At 40.3% G+C, this 16694-nt stretch carries 18 protein-coding genes; 1 reads left to right on the top strand and 17 read right to left on the bottom strand.

The features are described from left to right. Positions 1-126 precede the first annotated feature (126 nt). The 9 genes from ACWPUA_RS03445 to cdaA all read right to left on the bottom strand — a co-directional run bounded on the left by ACWPUA_RS03445 (position 127) and on the right by cdaA (position 9115). Positions 127-720, bottom strand: a complete 594-nt coding sequence (locus ACWPUA_RS03445; protein WP_006151558.1) for a hypothetical protein — start codon at positions 718-720, stop codon at positions 127-129. Beyond that, positions 720-2588, bottom strand: a complete 1869-nt coding sequence (locus tag ACWPUA_RS03440) for an ABC-F family ATP-binding cassette domain-containing protein (RefSeq protein ID WP_454379113.1) — start codon at positions 2586-2588, stop codon at positions 720-722. The genes ACWPUA_RS03445 and ACWPUA_RS03440 overlap by 1 nt, the downstream gene beginning before the upstream one ends. Continuing rightward, positions 2585-3784 carry a CCA tRNA nucleotidyltransferase gene (locus ACWPUA_RS03435; protein ID WP_454379111.1) on the bottom strand — a complete coding sequence of 400 codons (1200 nt, stop codon included), beginning with the start codon at positions 3782-3784 and terminating at the stop codon, positions 2585-2587. The genes ACWPUA_RS03440 and ACWPUA_RS03435 overlap by 4 nt, the downstream gene beginning before the upstream one ends. Next, positions 3781-4548, bottom strand: a complete 768-nt coding sequence (gene dapB, locus ACWPUA_RS03430; RefSeq protein WP_006152230.1) for a 4-hydroxy-tetrahydrodipicolinate reductase — start codon at positions 4546-4548, stop codon at positions 3781-3783. The genes ACWPUA_RS03435 and dapB overlap by 4 nt, the downstream gene beginning before the upstream one ends. Positions 4549-4811: 263 nt before the next feature. After that, positions 4812-5660, bottom strand: coding sequence for a DegV family protein (locus ACWPUA_RS03425; RefSeq protein WP_454379109.1), 849 nt, complete (start codon positions 5658-5660; stop codon positions 4812-4814). Between the two features lie 5 nt (positions 5661-5665). After that, complete coding sequence (locus ACWPUA_RS03420; RefSeq protein ID WP_454379107.1) at positions 5666-6040, bottom strand: DUF1149 family protein; 375 nt, start codon at positions 6038-6040, stop codon at positions 5666-5668. A 66-nt stretch (positions 6041-6106) separates the two neighbouring features. Further along, on the bottom strand, positions 6107-7456 hold the full coding sequence (gene glmM, locus ACWPUA_RS03415; protein WP_454379105.1) for a phosphoglucosamine mutase: 1350 nt from the start codon (positions 7454-7456) through the stop codon (positions 6107-6109). Between the two features lie 26 nt (positions 7457-7482). Continuing rightward, on the bottom strand, positions 7483-8271 hold the full coding sequence (locus ACWPUA_RS03410) for a CdaR family protein (protein WP_454379103.1): 789 nt from the start codon (positions 8269-8271) through the stop codon (positions 7483-7485). Further along, positions 8258-9115 (bottom strand): diadenylate cyclase CdaA, encoded by an 858-nt coding sequence (gene cdaA / locus ACWPUA_RS03405; RefSeq protein ID WP_247912694.1) that lies wholly within the window; start codon positions 9113-9115, stop codon positions 8258-8260. Before cdaA ends, ACWPUA_RS03410 begins: the two co-directional genes overlap by 14 nt. A 132-nt stretch (positions 9116-9247) precedes the next feature. Between cdaA and ACWPUA_RS03400 the strand changes: the two genes are divergently transcribed. Further along, entirely contained in the window at positions 9248-10216 is a 969-nt protein-coding gene (locus tag ACWPUA_RS03400) for an NAD(P)/FAD-dependent oxidoreductase (protein WP_454379101.1), read from the top strand. 32 nt (positions 10217-10248) lie between these two features. On the opposite strand, the gene whiA is transcribed toward ACWPUA_RS03400, so the two are convergent. From whiA to ACWPUA_RS03360, 8 genes are all read right to left on the bottom strand, one after another. Beyond that, positions 10249-11160 (bottom strand): DNA-binding protein WhiA, encoded by a 912-nt coding sequence (whiA, locus tag ACWPUA_RS03395; protein WP_414311827.1) that lies wholly within the window; start codon positions 11158-11160, stop codon positions 10249-10251. After that, on the bottom strand, positions 11157-12134 hold the full coding sequence (locus ACWPUA_RS03390) for a YvcK family protein (protein WP_006151791.1): 978 nt from the start codon (positions 12132-12134) through the stop codon (positions 11157-11159). The genes whiA and ACWPUA_RS03390 overlap by 4 nt, the downstream gene beginning before the upstream one ends. Beyond that, positions 12131-13021 carry an RNase adapter RapZ gene (gene rapZ, locus ACWPUA_RS03385; RefSeq protein ID WP_070677118.1) on the bottom strand — a complete coding sequence of 297 codons (891 nt, stop codon included), beginning with the start codon at positions 13019-13021 and terminating at the stop codon, positions 12131-12133. Before rapZ ends, ACWPUA_RS03390 begins: the two co-directional genes overlap by 4 nt. A gap of 50 nt (positions 13022-13071) precedes the next feature. After that, on the bottom strand, positions 13072-13452 hold the full coding sequence (locus tag ACWPUA_RS03380) for a RidA family protein (RefSeq protein WP_001140424.1): 381 nt from the start codon (positions 13450-13452) through the stop codon (positions 13072-13074). A gap of 9 nt (positions 13453-13461) precedes the next feature. Next, the gene (gene yihA, locus ACWPUA_RS03375; RefSeq protein ID WP_049494688.1) at positions 13462-14049 is read right to left on the bottom strand and encodes a ribosome biogenesis GTP-binding protein YihA/YsxC; all 588 of its coding nucleotides are present in this window, start codon (positions 14047-14049) and stop codon (positions 13462-13464) included. Positions 14050-14057: 8 nt separating this feature from the next. Next, positions 14058-15290, bottom strand: a complete 1233-nt coding sequence (gene clpX / locus ACWPUA_RS03370) for an ATP-dependent Clp protease ATP-binding subunit ClpX (RefSeq protein WP_006152251.1) — start codon at positions 15288-15290, stop codon at positions 14058-14060. A gap of 201 nt (positions 15291-15491) precedes the next feature. Next, the gene (locus ACWPUA_RS03365; protein ID WP_454379097.1) at positions 15492-15998 is read right to left on the bottom strand and encodes a dihydrofolate reductase; all 507 of its coding nucleotides are present in this window, start codon (positions 15996-15998) and stop codon (positions 15492-15494) included. 127 nt (positions 15999-16125) lie between these two features. Continuing rightward, the gene (locus ACWPUA_RS03360) at positions 16126-16644 is read right to left on the bottom strand and encodes a Dps family protein (RefSeq protein WP_006148031.1); all 519 of its coding nucleotides are present in this window, start codon (positions 16642-16644) and stop codon (positions 16126-16128) included. Between the last annotated feature and the right edge of the window lie 50 nt (positions 16645-16694).

Genomic DNA, 16694 nt, shown 5'->3' with positions numbered 1-16694 from the left:
TTTAAAGTTTTTACTCCCTATTATACCATAATTCCTAGAAAAGCAAAATAGAAAGAAGCCTTGATACTTGGTACAAGACTTCTCATTTTTTCTTCAATTGTTGCTAGCATTCGCTGAATGAAGTACTTACTTCTTTTTGCTTTTAGAGTTTTGGTTTCGTTGACGATTTTGTTCGATGCGCCACTCTCGCTCAAAGTAAGACATGGTTTCAAATACTCTTTCTGGCAAGCCAACATCCAGCAAATAGATTGGGATTTTCAAAACATTAGAATGTTTTGAACTTGTAAATCTACTTCGAAGACGATACCAGAAAAAGTTGGGTTTTAAAAGTTCCTTGTCATAAAACTGAACCTCAATAATATAAAAATCCCTTGCATTTCTACTACCCTTAATTCTCGTGAGAGCAAACTTTTCTACCTGTCCCCAGGAAAAAAACTGCCAGTCTTTCTTCGGATATGGCTTATAGGAAAATCCTTGAGCCGTACATTTCAAATACTCTTTATCAGAAAAAAGAAGTCGCAAACGTTGATACAAAATCAAGCCAACTATGAGGATTAAGAAACCAATAAAGAGAATTAAAGCCACCAATCCCGCAGGTGCTTCTTCGGGATAGCTCAGCAAAAACGAAAAAATCCAAAGTAGAAGAGCCAATTCTAGTAGGTAAAGAATAAGGCTCAAAACGATTTTCTTACTGCTCCATTTAATAATTGTTTCTTCCATTATGCCAACTCACTTAAATATTCATAGCGTTCGTATTTTTCAAGCAAGGCTTCATTCTTCTCATCTAGCTCCTTTTGAAGAGTAGCTAGCTTCCCAAAGTCAGAGCCATTTGCTTGCATTTCTTCTTCAATAGCGGCGATGCGATTTTCCAAGGCTTCAATGTCACCTTCAATACTTGCCCACTCCTGCTTTTCTTGGTAGGTCATCCGTTTCTTTTCTTCACGAACTTTGACGACTTTTTCCTTGTCAGCTTTTTGGATTTGAGTTACCGTTTCTGCTTCAAAGGCCTTTTCATCTAGATAATCTGTATAATGGCCAAAGAAAGGACGGATGGTTCCATTCTCAAAGGCAAGGATCTTAGTCGCAACCTTATCAAGAAAATATCGGTCATGACTGACTGTCAAAACTGGACCTGCAAAACCTTGTAAGAAATTTTCTAGAACCGTTAAGGTCGCAATATCAAGGTCATTGGTTGGCTCGTCTAAGAGGAGGACATTAGGTTTTTCAAGAAGTAATTTGAGGAGATAAAGACGTTTCTTCTCTCCGCCTGATAGCTTCTCAATCAAAGTCCCGTGCGTTGAACGAGGGAAAAGAAATTGTTCTAGTAATTCTGCAATGGATGTCGTAGTACCACCGCTAGTCTTAACCTCTTCTGCCACTTCCTGCAGGTAATTGATAACCCGCTTACTTTCATCTAAACCTTCGATTTGTTGAGAGAAATAAGCAATGCGAACCGTTTCTCCGATAATAACTTGACCTTCAGTTGGTTCAAGACTTCCTGCAATGAGGTTGAGTAGCGTTGACTTCCCAACACCATTATCCCCGACGATTCCGATACGGTCCTTGGCTTGGACTAAAAGATTAAAATGTTTCAGAATCGGTTTATCGTCATAGGCAAAGGAAACATTCTTAAACTCGATGACCTTTTTACCGATACGGCTAGTTTCAAAATTCATGCTTAGGTCTGTCTCAACACTATTATCTGAAACTTCCTTCTTCAAGTCATGGAAACGATTGATACGCGCCTGTTGCTTGGTTGCACGAGCTTGAGGTTGGCGTCTCATCCATGCTAATTCCTGTTTATAGAGTTGTTCCTTTTTGTGAAGAAGAGCTGCATCGCGCTCATCCTGTTCCGCCTTGAGACGAACATAGTCTTGGTAATTTCCTTGATATTCTGTCAAACCTGCTCTGTCCAACTCAAAGATTCGCGTAGAAAGAGCATCTAGGAAATAGCGATCGTGGGTGATAAATAATACTGTTTTCTTGGAATTTTTCAAGAAGAGGGTTAGCCACTCAATGGTCGCAATATCCAAGTGGTTGGTAGGCTCATCAAGAAGCAAAAGATCATGGTTGCCCAGAAGGACTTGCGCCAACTGAACCCGTCTTCGCAGACCACCTGACAATTCTCCAACAGGAGTTGATAATTCTTGAATGCCTAGTTTACTGAGAACAGTCTTGACCTGACTTTCGATTTCCCATGCTTGGAGGGAATCCATCTCCGCCATAACCCGTTCTAAACGAGCCTGCTTGTCCTCACTATAGTTAAGCATGAGCAGTTCATACTCACGTATTAACTGGATTTCCTTCAAATCACTTGATAAGACAGTATCTAAGACAGTCTTGCTGTCATCAAAATCTGGATCCTGAGTCAAATAACCAATCTTGTAATCACTCTTTGCTGAAAATGGGCTTACGTCACCATCAAAACCTGAAACGCCAGAAAGAACATCTAGAAGGGTTGTTTTCCCGGTTCCGTTGACACCGATAAGACCGATACGATCTAAGTCGTGGATGATAAAAGAAATATCCTTAAAAACAGTCTTGTCACCAACTGATTTGCTTAGTTTTTCAACGATAAAATCACTCATTTTCTCTCCCTTAAGTATGCATGAATGGCTTCCACTTCATTATCTAGATTACCATCCACAATAGCGTACTCAATTTCCTCTAAAACATCTCCTAATTCTGGACCTGGATGATAGCCATATTCCTTGATGAGAATGCCACCATTAATTTGCATCTCTTTCTTATCATGAATAGTCAAGCTCTCGTAGGTTTCTGTGATCGCTTGTGGGTTGACTTCCTTCCCTTGAGCTCTGCGAAGATTTTCAGCCTGTAAAAGCAAGTCCAAATCAAAACGGTAACAATCACGTCTACCTAGTTCCCCTTCTTCTCGGAGAGCCAAAATAGACAGCAAATCCTGTACCTGCTTGGCAAATTGGCGTGAAGTCTTCCAATGTTTCAAAAATTGTTGAGCATTTTCCACTTCTAAAACCCATAAAAGTGCTGCCCAAGCTTGCTCAGAAGATTCAAAAGTAAAATCTTTTTCTAAATCAAACAAAGACTGGAGTTTGTCCTGACTGCCTACCATATCTGGAAGATAATCATAAGCTTGACTCTCAATCATAGAAAATAAACCTACTCGCCAATAGGGAGCCAGTAAAAGCTTATCAAACTCGACAAAGGTGCGCTCCACAGAGATTTTCTCCAAGAGTGGCGTTAAGGCCTTCATCGCTTCAAACGTTTCTTGCTCGAGTTCAAAACCAAGACTAGCTTGGAAACGAAAGCCACGCATGATGCGTAGTGCGTCTTCGTTGAAACGTTCACTAGCTACACCGACAGCTCGCAGGATCTGATTTTCTAAATCTTTGAGACCATCAAATAAATCAACGATTTCTCCTGTCTCATCCAAGGCAAAGGCATTGACTGTGAAATCTCGGCGTTTGAGATCTTCTTCGAGTGAACGAACAAAAGAAACAGAACTTGGTCTCCGATAGTCTACATAGACATCCTCTGTTCGAAAAGTGGTTACTTCGTACTCTTCATCTCCATCTAAAACCAAAACGGTCCCATGCTCAATGCCGATATCAGCTGTGCGTGGAAAAATCTGCTTGGTCTCTTCAGGATAAGACGAAGTCGCGATATCCACATCATGGATGGGACGATTGAGTAGGGCATCCCTAACAGAGCCACCCACAAAATAAGCCTCAAATCCTGCTTCTTTAATTTTTTCTAATACTGGTAAAGCCTTCTGAAATTCAGAAGGCATTTTTGTTAATTTCATAGTAAGTGTTCTAATCCATAGACAAGCTCATGACGCTTGACAACTTCTTTGATTCCCAAATTCACCCCTGTCATGAAGGAGCTACGATCATAGGAGTCATGACGCAGAGTCAATCCCTCTCCCTGATTTCCAAATATAACTTCCTGATGGGCTACCAATCCTGGCAAGCGAACTGAGTGGATACGCATACCATCAAAGTTAGCTCCACGTGCTCCCGCAATGAGTTCTTCCTCATCGCTAGCACCTTGTTGAATAGACTCACGAACTTCAGCCATCAACTCAGCTGTTTTGATAGCTGTCCCGCTCGGCGCATCTTTTTTCTTATCATGGTGAAGTTCAATAATCTCCACATTTGGAAAGTATTTAGCTGCCTGTGCTGCAAATTGCATGAGTAAGACAGCACCCAAGGCAAAGTTAGGAGCAATCAAGCCACCCAAGCCTTTGGAACGAGACAATTCCTTTAATTCTTCGATTTCTTGACTGGTGAAACCTGTCGTTCCTACTACTGGAGCAAAGCCATTTTCAAGAGCAAAGCGTGTATTCTCATAGGCGACAGCTGGTGTAGTAAAGTCTACCCAAACATGGGCATCAAAGCCTGCTAAGTCATTTTTATCATTGAATACTGGAATTCCTTGCCATTCAGATGCAGTCTCAAAAGGATCCAAAACAGCTACTAGTTCAAGTTCAGGATCAGACAAAACCATCTGACAAGCAGCTTGTCCCATTCTTCCCTTAAAACCAGCAATAATCACTCGAATACTCATCTTTACTCCTATCTAAGATACAAAGCCTGTAAGAACACAAAGTGAAAATAGGAGTTCTGATCAAGGAGTTTCTTCTCCTTGGAAGAACTATCTTTTTCACATAGGGTTCCAGGCGTGTTCAATTGCTAAGATACAAAGGACGTTAGCTGCCCATGAAAAATAGGGAATGGCGCTGACTTTCCACGAAAGGCAAGACAGGCATCTTTTTTCAAGAGGCAGATAGTCCGTGTTCAATTTTAAGATACAAAGCCTGTAAGAACAATCTAGACAATTGGTGTATAACCTAAAGCAATACTTCCTTCTCCCAGGTGAGTCCCAATAACACTACCGAAGGTTGCAATTGAAATGTCTGTAGCCACTCCGCCGTCTAACAAAAGCTGAAGCAAATCAGCTGCTTTTTGAGGGGCATTCCCATGAATTACAGTAATCTGATAATTTCCATTACTTGTTACTTCTTTGACAATTTCAACCAAACGTTTTGTTGCTTTCTTCTCTGTACGAACCTTCTCATAAACTTCGATAACACCTTGGTCATTGAAATAGAGGATTGGTTTAATGCTAAGAAGATTCCCCAAAATAGCTGCACCATTTGATAAACGACCACCTTTAACCAGATGATCAAGGTCATCTACCATGATAAAAGCAGAAGTATTTTCAATCTGTTCTGTTAACTTATCTAGTATAGACTGGAAATCATCTCCCTGCTCAGACCATTGAAAAACACTGTCTACCATGAAACCTAGAGGGGCACTTGTAATACGAGTATCAGGAAAAGCAATGGTTAGACTTTCGAACTCATCCGTCATATACTGGATATTCTGGTGAAACCCTGAGATTCCAGAAGAAAGGAAGAGACCCAAAACATGAGTATAGCCTTTTTCTTTTAATGATGATAAAATTTCATCCAACTTTGCAATACTTGGTTGACTTGTTTTAGGTAGTTCAGATGAACGAGCCATTTTTTCATAAAATTCTTGAGCGGTTAGATTTACACCTTCAACATACTCCTGTCCGTCGATATTCACAGGAATGTCAAGCACAAATAAATCTTCTTTCCGCAAGGTTTCCGCTTGTAGAAAAGCAGATGAGTCTGTTATGACCGCTAATTTCATTTTTTTTAAAACTCCAAATTAATTCCTGGTAAGTCTAGTGCAATTTCCGTTACTTCATAAGTCAAACGGTTTAGCATATCCAAAGAAGGACGAGCAAGCGTCTCAACTTCTTCTTGACTAAAGTCACTTGGTTGATCTACAATACGACCTTCAATATGGTTGACTTGGGAGATCGTTCCGCTGATTACAAATTTATCAAAGACAATCATAAAGCTCAAAACAACTACAAGAGAAGTCACTTGATTTTCTTGGTCGTGTTGTAGTAGTTGGAAATTCACATCGACCTTTGTTTCAGGAATTCCGTTCTCATTTTCCCATTCAAAATTACGTGCATCAAAATGATACTGACTTACAAATTCTTGTTCACGTTTTAAATTCATCATATTCTCCATGGTTACAATTTACTTTGACATTGTAACATATTTTCTTATTTTCTGCTAATTTTCCTAAATACCAATCTCTGCTTTCACAACTTCAGCAATAGTATCAACATAATAGTCTACTTCTTCAGTTGTTGGTGCTTCAGCCATGACACGCAAGAGTGGTTCAGTTCCACTTGGACGAACGAGAATACGACCGTTACCAGCCATCTCTTCTTCCATCTTATCGATAATAGCCTTAATAGCTGGTACTTCCATAGCTTTTTCTTTCATGGCATTTTCCACACGGATATTGACCAATTTTTGTGGGTAGATAGTTACCTCTGAAGCCAACTGAGACAAGCTCTTACCTGATCCTTGCATAATCTTAGTCAATTGAACTGCTGACAACTGACCATCACCAGTTGTATTATAGTCCATCAAAATAACATGACCTGATTGTTCGCCACCCAGATTGTATCCAGATTTTCTCATTTCTTCAACTACATAACGGTCTCCAACTGCAGTGACTGCTTTATTGATTCCTTCACGATCCAAGGCCTTGTGGAAACCAAGGTTAGACATAACGGTTGTTACGATCGTATTTTGAGCCAATTGACCTTTTTCAGAAAGGTATTTCCCGATAATATACATAATCTTGTCACCATCGACGATTTCTCCATTTTCATCCACAGCAATCAAACGGTCGCTATCACCATCAAAAGCCAAACCGATAGCTGACCCGCTTTCTTTTACAAGTTCTTGCAAGGCTTCTGGATGAGTTGAACCAACGTTCAAATTGATGTTAAGGCCATCTGGTGTTTCACCGATAACAGTTAATTGTGCACCCAGGTCTGCAAAAATTTGTCGAGCACTTGTAGAAGCTGCTCCATTTGCAGTATCTAAGGCTACCTTCATCCCTTCAAGAGCTGTTCCAGTTGAAATCAGGTAGGCTTCATACTTGCGTAATCCTTCTGGGTAATCAACAACAGTACCTAATCCTTCAGCACTTGGACGTGGGAGAGTATCTTCACTGGCGTCAAGCAAGGCTTCGATTTCTGCTTCTTTTTCATCGTCTAGCTTAAAGCCATCGCCACCAAAGAATTTAATTCCGTTATCAAGGGCTGGGTTGTGACTAGCTGAAATCATGACACCTGCGCTCGCTCCTTCAGTTTTCACCAAATATGCTACTGCAGGCGTAGCAAGTACACCAAGTTTATAAACGTGAATTCCCACAGAAAGAAGACCAGCAATCAAGGCTGCTTCTAGCATTTGACCTGAGATACGTGTATCGCGTCCAACAAAAACCTTAGGCGCTTCTGTCGCATGTTGACTGAGGACATATCCTCCAAAGCGACCCAATTTAAAGGCCAATTCTGGCGTTAATTCTACGTTTGCTTCTCCACGGACTCCGTCCGTTCCAAAATATTTACCCATTTTATCATTCCTTTTCTAGTTTAATGTTAATTTTGCTTTGAAGTATCTGCCTTCGTTTCTGCTGCTGTCGTTGATGAGTTTTCAGCAGTCGAAGCATTACTTGTAGTCGTACTACTTGTTGTTCTGACAGTTTTAGTTGAGACTTTTATTGTAGTCTCAGAAGGTGTAATAACCGTTGGTAAGACTGATCCATTTTTATCAACAGCTTGCAAAGGAACTGATCCAGAATAGTTCCCTGTAATCTGTTCACTCGTTGGTAAAACTGCAACAATCCGATCAATCTTAGATAGTGTATCCGCATCACTAGTTACTGAAACTTTTTCATCAGAAACAGTCACACGTTCGATTATAATCTTCTCATCAATTTGACTAGAATCAATTTGAGGTACAACAGGTACATTATCCCTAGTGACCTTCTTACCAACCTTGACTGTGATCTTTTGTGGTGTTGCTACAGCTGTCAAACCACTTGGAAGATTTTCAATGGTCAAGGGAACTTCAATCGTTCCTTCTGTAGCTTGCGTCAAATCAGCAGTCACTTTAAATTTACGAGTGCTCTCTTGCATCTCACTAGCCAAGGTGACTCGATTTGAACCCGTTAGAAAAACTGTCACTTCTGAACTGAAACCACTGATAAAATACTGCTCACTATCATACTGAATATCAATCGGTACATTGACTACTGTATTGGTATAGGTTTCAGTTTTAGTTTGTCTTGCGTTGGTATTGTTTTGATAATTGATTGATGTTGCATAGATAAACAGGACACATGCAAAGAGGAGTGAGGAGATGATATAAAGACTATTTCTTTTCATTATTCCAGCCTCCTAATAGACGTTCTTTTAAGCTTAGTTCTTGTTCATCCTTAGGTATCAGAATACGACGTAGTTCTTCCTCGAATTCTTCCAAACTTAGATCATGTTTGAAGACACCATTGTAGGTGATGGATATACCTCCAGTTTCTTCAGATACAACAAAAGTAAGGGCATCTGAAACTTCTGATAAACCAATGGCTGCACGGTGACGAGTTCCGAACTCTTTGGAAATACCTGTGTTTTCAGTCAGTGGTAAATAGGCAGAAGTTACTGCAATCCGATCTCCACTGATAATGACTGCACCGTCATGGAGAGGCGTATTAGGGATAAAAATGTTAATTAATAACTCAGCAGAAATCTTAGCATCCAAAGGAATTCCTGTAACGATGTACTCCTGCAAGGTTCTCACACGTTGAACAGCTACCAAAGCTCCAATCTTTCGCGGGCTCATATACTCAACCGATTTTACAAAAGCCTGTACCATCTGCTCTTCTGAACTTATAGGAGTATTTGAAAAGAAGTCCGTAGCTCGACCTAATCGTTCCAAACCTGTCCGAATTTCTGGAGAAAAGATAACAACCGCTGCGATAACTCCATAGGTAATCAATTGGTTAATCAACCAGGAAATAGTCGTCAAGCCCAAAAAATTAGCCGCAATCTGAGCTAAGATAAAAACTAAAACGCCTCGAACCAGAATCATAATCTTGGTTCCTGCAATTGATTTTGTAAATTGATATAAGATATAAGCGACGATTAGAATATCAATCACATTTATCGCAATACTCCAAGGACTGGAAAACAAACTAGACCAGTATTGAAGATTAGATAATTGCTGAAAATTCATCCTGTGTCCCCTCTCCAAAAAAGCTTCTCTTCATTATACCATTTTTAATGGAAATTTTCTCCCCCCTACCTCATTTTAAATTGGTAGAAAATATGATAGAATAAAATGATAAAAATGAAATAAGGAGAAACCATGTCTGAATTATATGATATTACCATCATAGGGGGTGGCCCAGTTGGTCTTTTCGCAGCCTTTTATGCAAATTTACGTCAAGCTAAAGTACAAATCATTGACTCTCTTCCTCAATTAGGTGGCCAACCTGCCATTCTTTATCCTGAAAAACAAATTCTTGATGTCCCAGGTTTCCCAAATCTCACTGGTGAAGAACTAACTAATCGCCTCTTAGAACAACTAAAAGGTTTTGATACACCAGCACATCTCAATGAAACTGTTCTTGAAATTGAAAAAGAGAATGATGTATTTAAGATAACAACTACTAAAGGTATTCATAGTAGTAAAGCTGTCATTATCGCTATGGGGGGAGGTGCCTTTAAACCGCGTCCACTTGAATTGAATGGTGTTGATAGTTATGAAAATATCCATTACCACGTTTCTAACATTCAACAATATGCTGGCAAGAAAGTAACCATCCTGGGTGGAGGAGACTCTGCTGTAGACTGGGCCTTAGCTTTTGAAAAGATTGCCCCAACTACACTTGTTCACCGTCGGGACAACTTCCGGGCGCTCGAACATAGTGTACAAGCCCTTCAAGAGTCATCTGTGACTATCAAAACACCATTTGTGCCAAGTCAACTTCTTGGAGATGGAAAAACTCTTGACAAGCTTGAAATTACAAGAGTCAAATCCGATGAGACCGAAACTATTGAAATCGACCACCTCTTTGTCAACTATGGCTTCAAATCATCAGTTGGTAATCTTAAAAACTGGGGACTTGACCTTAACCGTCACAAGATTATCGTCAATAGCAAGCAGGAGTCAAGCCAAGCTGGAATTTACGCTATCGGTGACTGCTGCTACTACGATGGTAAGATTGACTTGATTGCAACAGGTCTTGGTGAAGCACCAACTGCTGTCAACAATGCCATTAACTACATCGACCCTCAACAAAAAGTACAACCAAAACACTCTACAAGTCTATAAGAAAAGAACCACGAATCATAAGATTCGTGGTTTTATAGTTCATCAGCAATTTTATTTATCTTTCTCAATCTATGATTAACACCGCTTTTGGTAAGTGGATTTGTCAAACTGTCAGCCAATTGCTGGATAGAGTAGTCCGGATGTTGGATACGCAAATGTGCTACTTCCTGCAAATCTACTGGTAGGCTATCTAGACCTATGGTATCAATGATTTTACTGATATTGTTGATAGTTTTCATGCTTGCAGAAACCGTACGAGCGATATTAGCTGTCTCTGCATTATTAGCACGATTGAGATCATTCCGAGTTTCTCGGAGAATCTTGACGCCTTCAAAAGTATCTCTCGCTTCCATGGCTCCCACTAAAATCAGAAAATCCATAATATCTTCCGCTCGCTGAAGATAGGTCACCGCGCCTTTTTTTCGTTCGATCACTTTAGCATCTAGCAAGAACTGCTGCAAGAGCGAAGCAATCCCTTGGGCATGGTCTAGATAAACAGAACTTATTTCTAACTGATACTTGCCTGACTCCGGATCCCGAATACTCCCATTTGCTAAAAATGCACCACAAAGATAGGCACGACCTGCTTCCTCATCTCCTAAAATATCTGGATCAATCCCAGTCTCCAAACCAAAGAAAGAGTCCGCCAAACGCAAATCTGCCAGTAATTCCTGGACTCGCTCATCCGTAAAAACAGTATAGACACGATTTTTCCGTAGATTACTTCTCTGGTGGTGACGAATCTCAGACTTGATGTCATAAAAGTGCAAGAAAGATTCATAGAGATGACGGGCCAACTTAGCATTCTCTGTAATGACGGACAAGGTCAAACCAGAGCTCGATAAACCAATACTACCAGACATCTTGATAATAGCTGACAATTCATGACGACTCAGGTGATGCTGACTTAAAATTTCTTCTTTTACTGCTACTGTAAAACTCATTTTCTCACCTGTATGATCCGCATGAGCTCATCTACGATTAAATCACCATCGTGAAAGGCTCCCCCATTTTCCAAGCGTAGAAAGTTGGATGAAATGACACGTGGGACTTGCTTACGCAAACCTTCAAAATCATGCTCAACCTGCACCAAATACTCATCAAAACGGTTGGTATCCATATAGTCCCTCGGAACCTTTTCGATATTAACAAGGACAGTATCGATAAATGGACGGCCCAAATGACGATGTAAGACTTCTACGTGATCACTATCTGAGAAATGCTCCGTTTCTCCACGTTGGGTCATAATATTGCAGACATAGGCAATCTCTGCCTTAGTCTCTAGAAGAGCCTGACCGATTTCTTCGATGACGATATTAGGCAAAATCGAAGTAAAGAGCGATCCTGGTCCCAAGACAATCATATCACTCTCAAGAATAGTATTGACAACACGACGGCTAGCCTGCGGTTTTTCATCATCTAGAGTGTTTGTCACATAGACATGGTCAATCATGCCTGGATGATCAGCGATGTGACTTTCCCCAGCTACTTCTGAACCATCTTTAAACACAGCATGGAGTGTCAAAGGATGGTCACTTGATGGGAAAATCTTCCCTGTAGTATGGAAGAATTTACTCAGCAATTGCATGGCATTATAGGTCGAACCCTGCATTTCAGATAATCCAGCTATGATAATGTTTCCTAATGGATGACCAGCAAAAGCACCAGCATCCTCTGAAAAACGGTATTGAAAGACTTTTTCATAGAATTTTGGCATATCTGACATGGCTACAAGGACATTACGTAAATCCCCTGGAGGTGTTAACTGTTGAATATTCTTACGCAATTCACCTGAAGAACCACCATCATCCGCAACGGTAACTATGGCTGCAATTTCGACGTCTTTTTCCCGTAGACTATTTAAAATAACAGGGATTCCGGTTCCTCCACCAATCACCGTAATTTTGGGTTTTCTCATGAACGGTTTACCGTTTCCTTTCTTCGGTCTTTATCACGATGACTTTCATTTACAGGCCAACTTTTAGATAGGTCATTCGCTAAACGCTTGGCAAAAGCAACACTTCGGTGTTGGCCACCAGTACAACCAATCGCAATAGTTAAGACTGATTTGCCTTCTTTTTTATAGCCTGGTAGGATTGGTTCAACCAAGGCTAACAAATGACGGTAAAAATCTTCAGATTCTTCATGGTTCATGACATAGTCATAAACTGCCTGGTCCTCACCTGTCTGATTACGAAGTTCTGGCAAATAGTATGGGTTTGGCAAGAAACGAACATCAAATACCAAATCGGCATCAATTGGAATGCCGTATTTAAAACCGAAGGACATGACCTCAATACGGAAGGACTGCGTTTGTTCTTGGTCAGAAAACTGCTCTGCAATGGTCTTGCGAAGTTCACGAGGAGTTAGTTCAGTAGTATCAACCACATTTTGGCTCATATTTTTTAATGGAGCTAAGAGTTCGCGTTCCAACTTGATACCGTCCAAAATACGACCATCTGCTGCAAGAGGGTGACTTCTTCTAGTTTCCTTATAACGTGCCACCAATTCCTTATCAGCAGCATCCAAAAAGAGAATCTTGAAGTCCAAATCATCTTGATTTTCCAATTCATCCAAGACAGCCTGAATCTCTGAGAAGAAAGAGCGGCTTCGCATATCCACCACTAGGGCTAACTTGTGGTCATCATCCTTGGTCTCTACCAACTGCAAAAACTTTGGCAATAGAGCTGGTGGCATATTATCAATGGTAAAATATCCTAAATCTTCAAAGGATTGAATGGCTACAGTTTTCCCTGCACCACTCATCCCTGTTACAATCACCAGGTGAAGTTGTTTCATTGTCATCATAGTCTCCTTATATCAAAAGAAGTTTGGAAGAACCAAACTTCAACTCGCTATCCAATCTCAGCGATGACTTCAATTTCGACTTTTACATCGCGAGGAAGACGAGCTACTTCGACAGCTGAACGAGCTGGAAATTCCTTATTAAAGGCTGTTTGGTATACCTCATTGAAAGGTACGAAGTCGTTCATATCACTCAAGAAACAAGTTGTTTTAACAACATGGTCAAAATCTGTGCCTGCTTCAGCCAAAATAGCTCCAATGTTTTTCAAAACTTGTTCAGTCTGTTCTTGGATCGTTTCTCCTACGATTTCTCCAGTTTCTGGAGATAAAGGAACTTGACCGCTAGCAAACAAAAGGTTTCCAACGATTTTTCCTTGAACGTAAGGTCCAATTGCCTTTGGAGCTTTATCTGTATGAATTGTTTTTGCCATATGTATTCCTCACAATTTTTCTAAAATAGCATCCCAAGCTTGATCCATTCCTGCTTTTGTTACGGATGAAAAGAGGATAAAATCATCACTTGGATCAAAGTTTAATTTCTTTTTAATAGCTGATTCGTGCTTGTTCCATTTACCACGCGGAATCTTGTCTGCCTTGGTGGCCACAATGATGACAGGAATCTCATAATATTTAAGAAATTCGTACATCTGTACATCATCTGCTGACGGATCGTGACGAAGATCAACGAGACTAACCACTGCTCGAAGATTTTCTCGAGTGGTTAAGTACTCCTCAATCATGCGTCCCCATTTTTCGCGTTCCTTTTTGGACACACGGGCATAACCATAACCAGGCACATCTACAAAACGCATCTTATCATCAATATTAAAGAAATTGAGTAGTTGTGTTTTCCCTGGTTTTCCAGAGGTACGAGCTAGATTTTTACGATTGAGCATGGTATTGATAAAGCTCGATTTACCAACATTTGAGCGTCCTGCAAGAGCAATTTCAGGAAGTTCATCCTGCGGATAGTGGGACTTATTGGCAGCACTCAGTAAAATCTCAGCATTGTGTGTATTGATTTCCATAGTCACCTCTAGGCTGTCTCTAGGATTGGCTTAGCTGTTCCATCAACTGCTTCTTTTGTGATACGAACAGTTTTCACATTTTCTTGACTTGGAACTTCAAACATAACATCTAGCATGGTTTCTTCGATGATTGAGCGAAGACCACGCGCACCAGTTTTGCGTTCAATAGCTTTGTTAGCAATCTCTTGGAGAGCCTCATCGTCAAATTCAAGCTCAACATCGTCATATGAAAGCAAGGTCTGGTATTGTTTAACCAAGGCATTTCTTGGCTCTTTCAAAATGCGAACCAAGTCATCCACTGTCAACTGCTCCAAGGCTGCAAAGACAGGCAAGCGTCCAATTAATTCAGGAATAATACCGAATTTCTGAATATCTTCTGCAATGATTTCTTGCATGTATGAGCTGTTTTCGTCAATAGCCTTGCTATTTTGTCCGAAACCGATAACTTTTTCACCAAGACGCTGTTTGACAATTTCTTCAATTCCATCAAAGGCACCACCCACGATAAAGAGGATATTCTTGGTATCTACTTGAATCATTTCTTGTTGTGGATGTTTGCGTCCACCTTGTGGAGGAACACTTGCTACTGTACCTTCGATAATCTTGAGGAGGGCTTGTTGCACACCTTCACCAGAAACATCACGTGTGATGGAAACATTTTCGCTCTTCTTAGCAATCTTATCAATCTCATCGACGTAGATAATTCCACGCTCTGCACGCTCGATGTTGAAGTCAGCTGCCTGCAAGAGTTTGAGGAGGATATTTTCAACGTCCTCACCTACATAACCAGCCTCAGTAAGAGCTGTTGCATCAGCAATGGCAAAAGGTACATTCAAACTTCTAGCAAGAGTCTGAGCAAGGAAAGTCTTCCCTGACCCAGTTGGGCCAATCATTAGAATGTTTGACTTTTGCAAATCAACATCTTCAGTCTCTTCACGAGTGTCATGGAAATTGATGCGTTTGTAGTGGTTATATACAGCCACTGCCAAAGCACGTTTAGCACGATCTTGACCGATCACATAGTGGTTCAAAATATTTAGGAGTTCGATTGGTTTTGGTACCTCAGACAAGTCCGCCAAAACTTCCTCAGCCAACTCCTCACGAATAATTTCCTGAGCCAACTCCACACATTCATTACAGATAAAGGCATTGTTCCCAGCAATTATTTTTTTAACTTCTTCTTGGCTTTTGCCACAAAATGAGCAATAAACCATCATATCATTTTTCCTATTTGTAGACATGATTCCCTTCCGTTCTAACTATTCATTCTATCTAAAATAAGGTCATATAAAAAGCATGAATGCTATTCACCAAGTTTGTGAAAGCATTTAGCCAAAGCAGAGTAGCAAGTCCAAAGCGCTTTTTACGAAAAGCGTGTGTTCCAGCTACAAGACAGACAGCACACAAAAGAGCTGTAAAAAATCCAAAAATACTGCGCTCCATTAGACTTCCTTTCTCTTTCTATATTCGATGGTAAAATCATAGACATTTTTCTCATCTTTGGAATAAGATTTGCTTGCAACAGTCTCAAAAGCAGTCAAGTCAAAATCTTCTGGGAAATAGGTATCCCCTTCAACTTGAGCATGAATTTGTGTCACAATAATCTCATCGAGATAAGGTTCAAAAAGCTGAAAAATCTGTTTACCACCAAGAATGTATAGATTTTTATCCTGGTTATGGCACCAGTCTAAAACATCCTCGACATTTTGGAAAACCAGAGCTCCCTCAATTGACTCTTCAGGATTGCGCGTCAAAATCAAGGTTTCACGTCCTGGAAGCAATCGTCGACCAATCCCATCAAAGGTTACACGACCCATTAAAATGGCATGATTCAAGGTTGTTTCTTTAAAATGCTTTAACTCTGCAGGCAAATGCCATGGTAAGCGATCCTCTTTCCCGATCACACCCTTTTCATCTTGAGCCCAGATGGCTACGATTTTTTTTGTCATGCTTTCATCCTTTTCATTGATAGTTCTATTTTATCAAAAATCTTCAAAAAAGACTGTTTTGGAATGCCCTCTTGAATAGAAAAAATCCGTAGAAAACTTCTACGGATTTTTAGAAAAATACAGTATCTTACAAACCAGGTGTTTGTCCTAATTCTGCTGCAAGCATCCAGACTGTTTTTTCAAGGTCTGCCTTAGCACCAACGAAAATATCATTAGTAACATCATCACCTTCTTCATCTGTTACATCCAATGCTTTTTGGAAAAGAGTGATGAGGTAACGATAAATTTCAAGGACACGTTCCAAGCTTTCTTCTACGTTACGGAACTCTCCAACTTCTTCTTCGATTTCACTGTGTTGAAGGAATTCTGTCAAAGTAGAGTAAGGTTTGCCACCAAGAGTGATCAAGCGTTCGCTGATTTCATCAAGGTAACCATCCAGGCTATCCATGTATTCATCCATCTTAGGATGCCATACCATAAAACCACGTCCACGCATGTACCAGTGTACTTGATGAAGAGCGATATGCGCTACGTACAAGTCTGCCACGGCTTGATTCAAGACTTCCTTCGTTTTTACTAGCGTTTCAGGAGCTGTCTTAGATAATGTTGTTACATCTTTTAATGCATCTTTTTTCAATTCAACCATTTTTCTCACCTCGTAAAATTATTTTTGTAACCATATTTATTGATTACTAC

This window comes from Streptococcus sp. Marseille-Q6504 (assembly GCF_965111625.1).
Note: the sequence above shows the minus strand (reverse complement) of the source record. Positions and strands in the feature narration are given on the sequence as shown.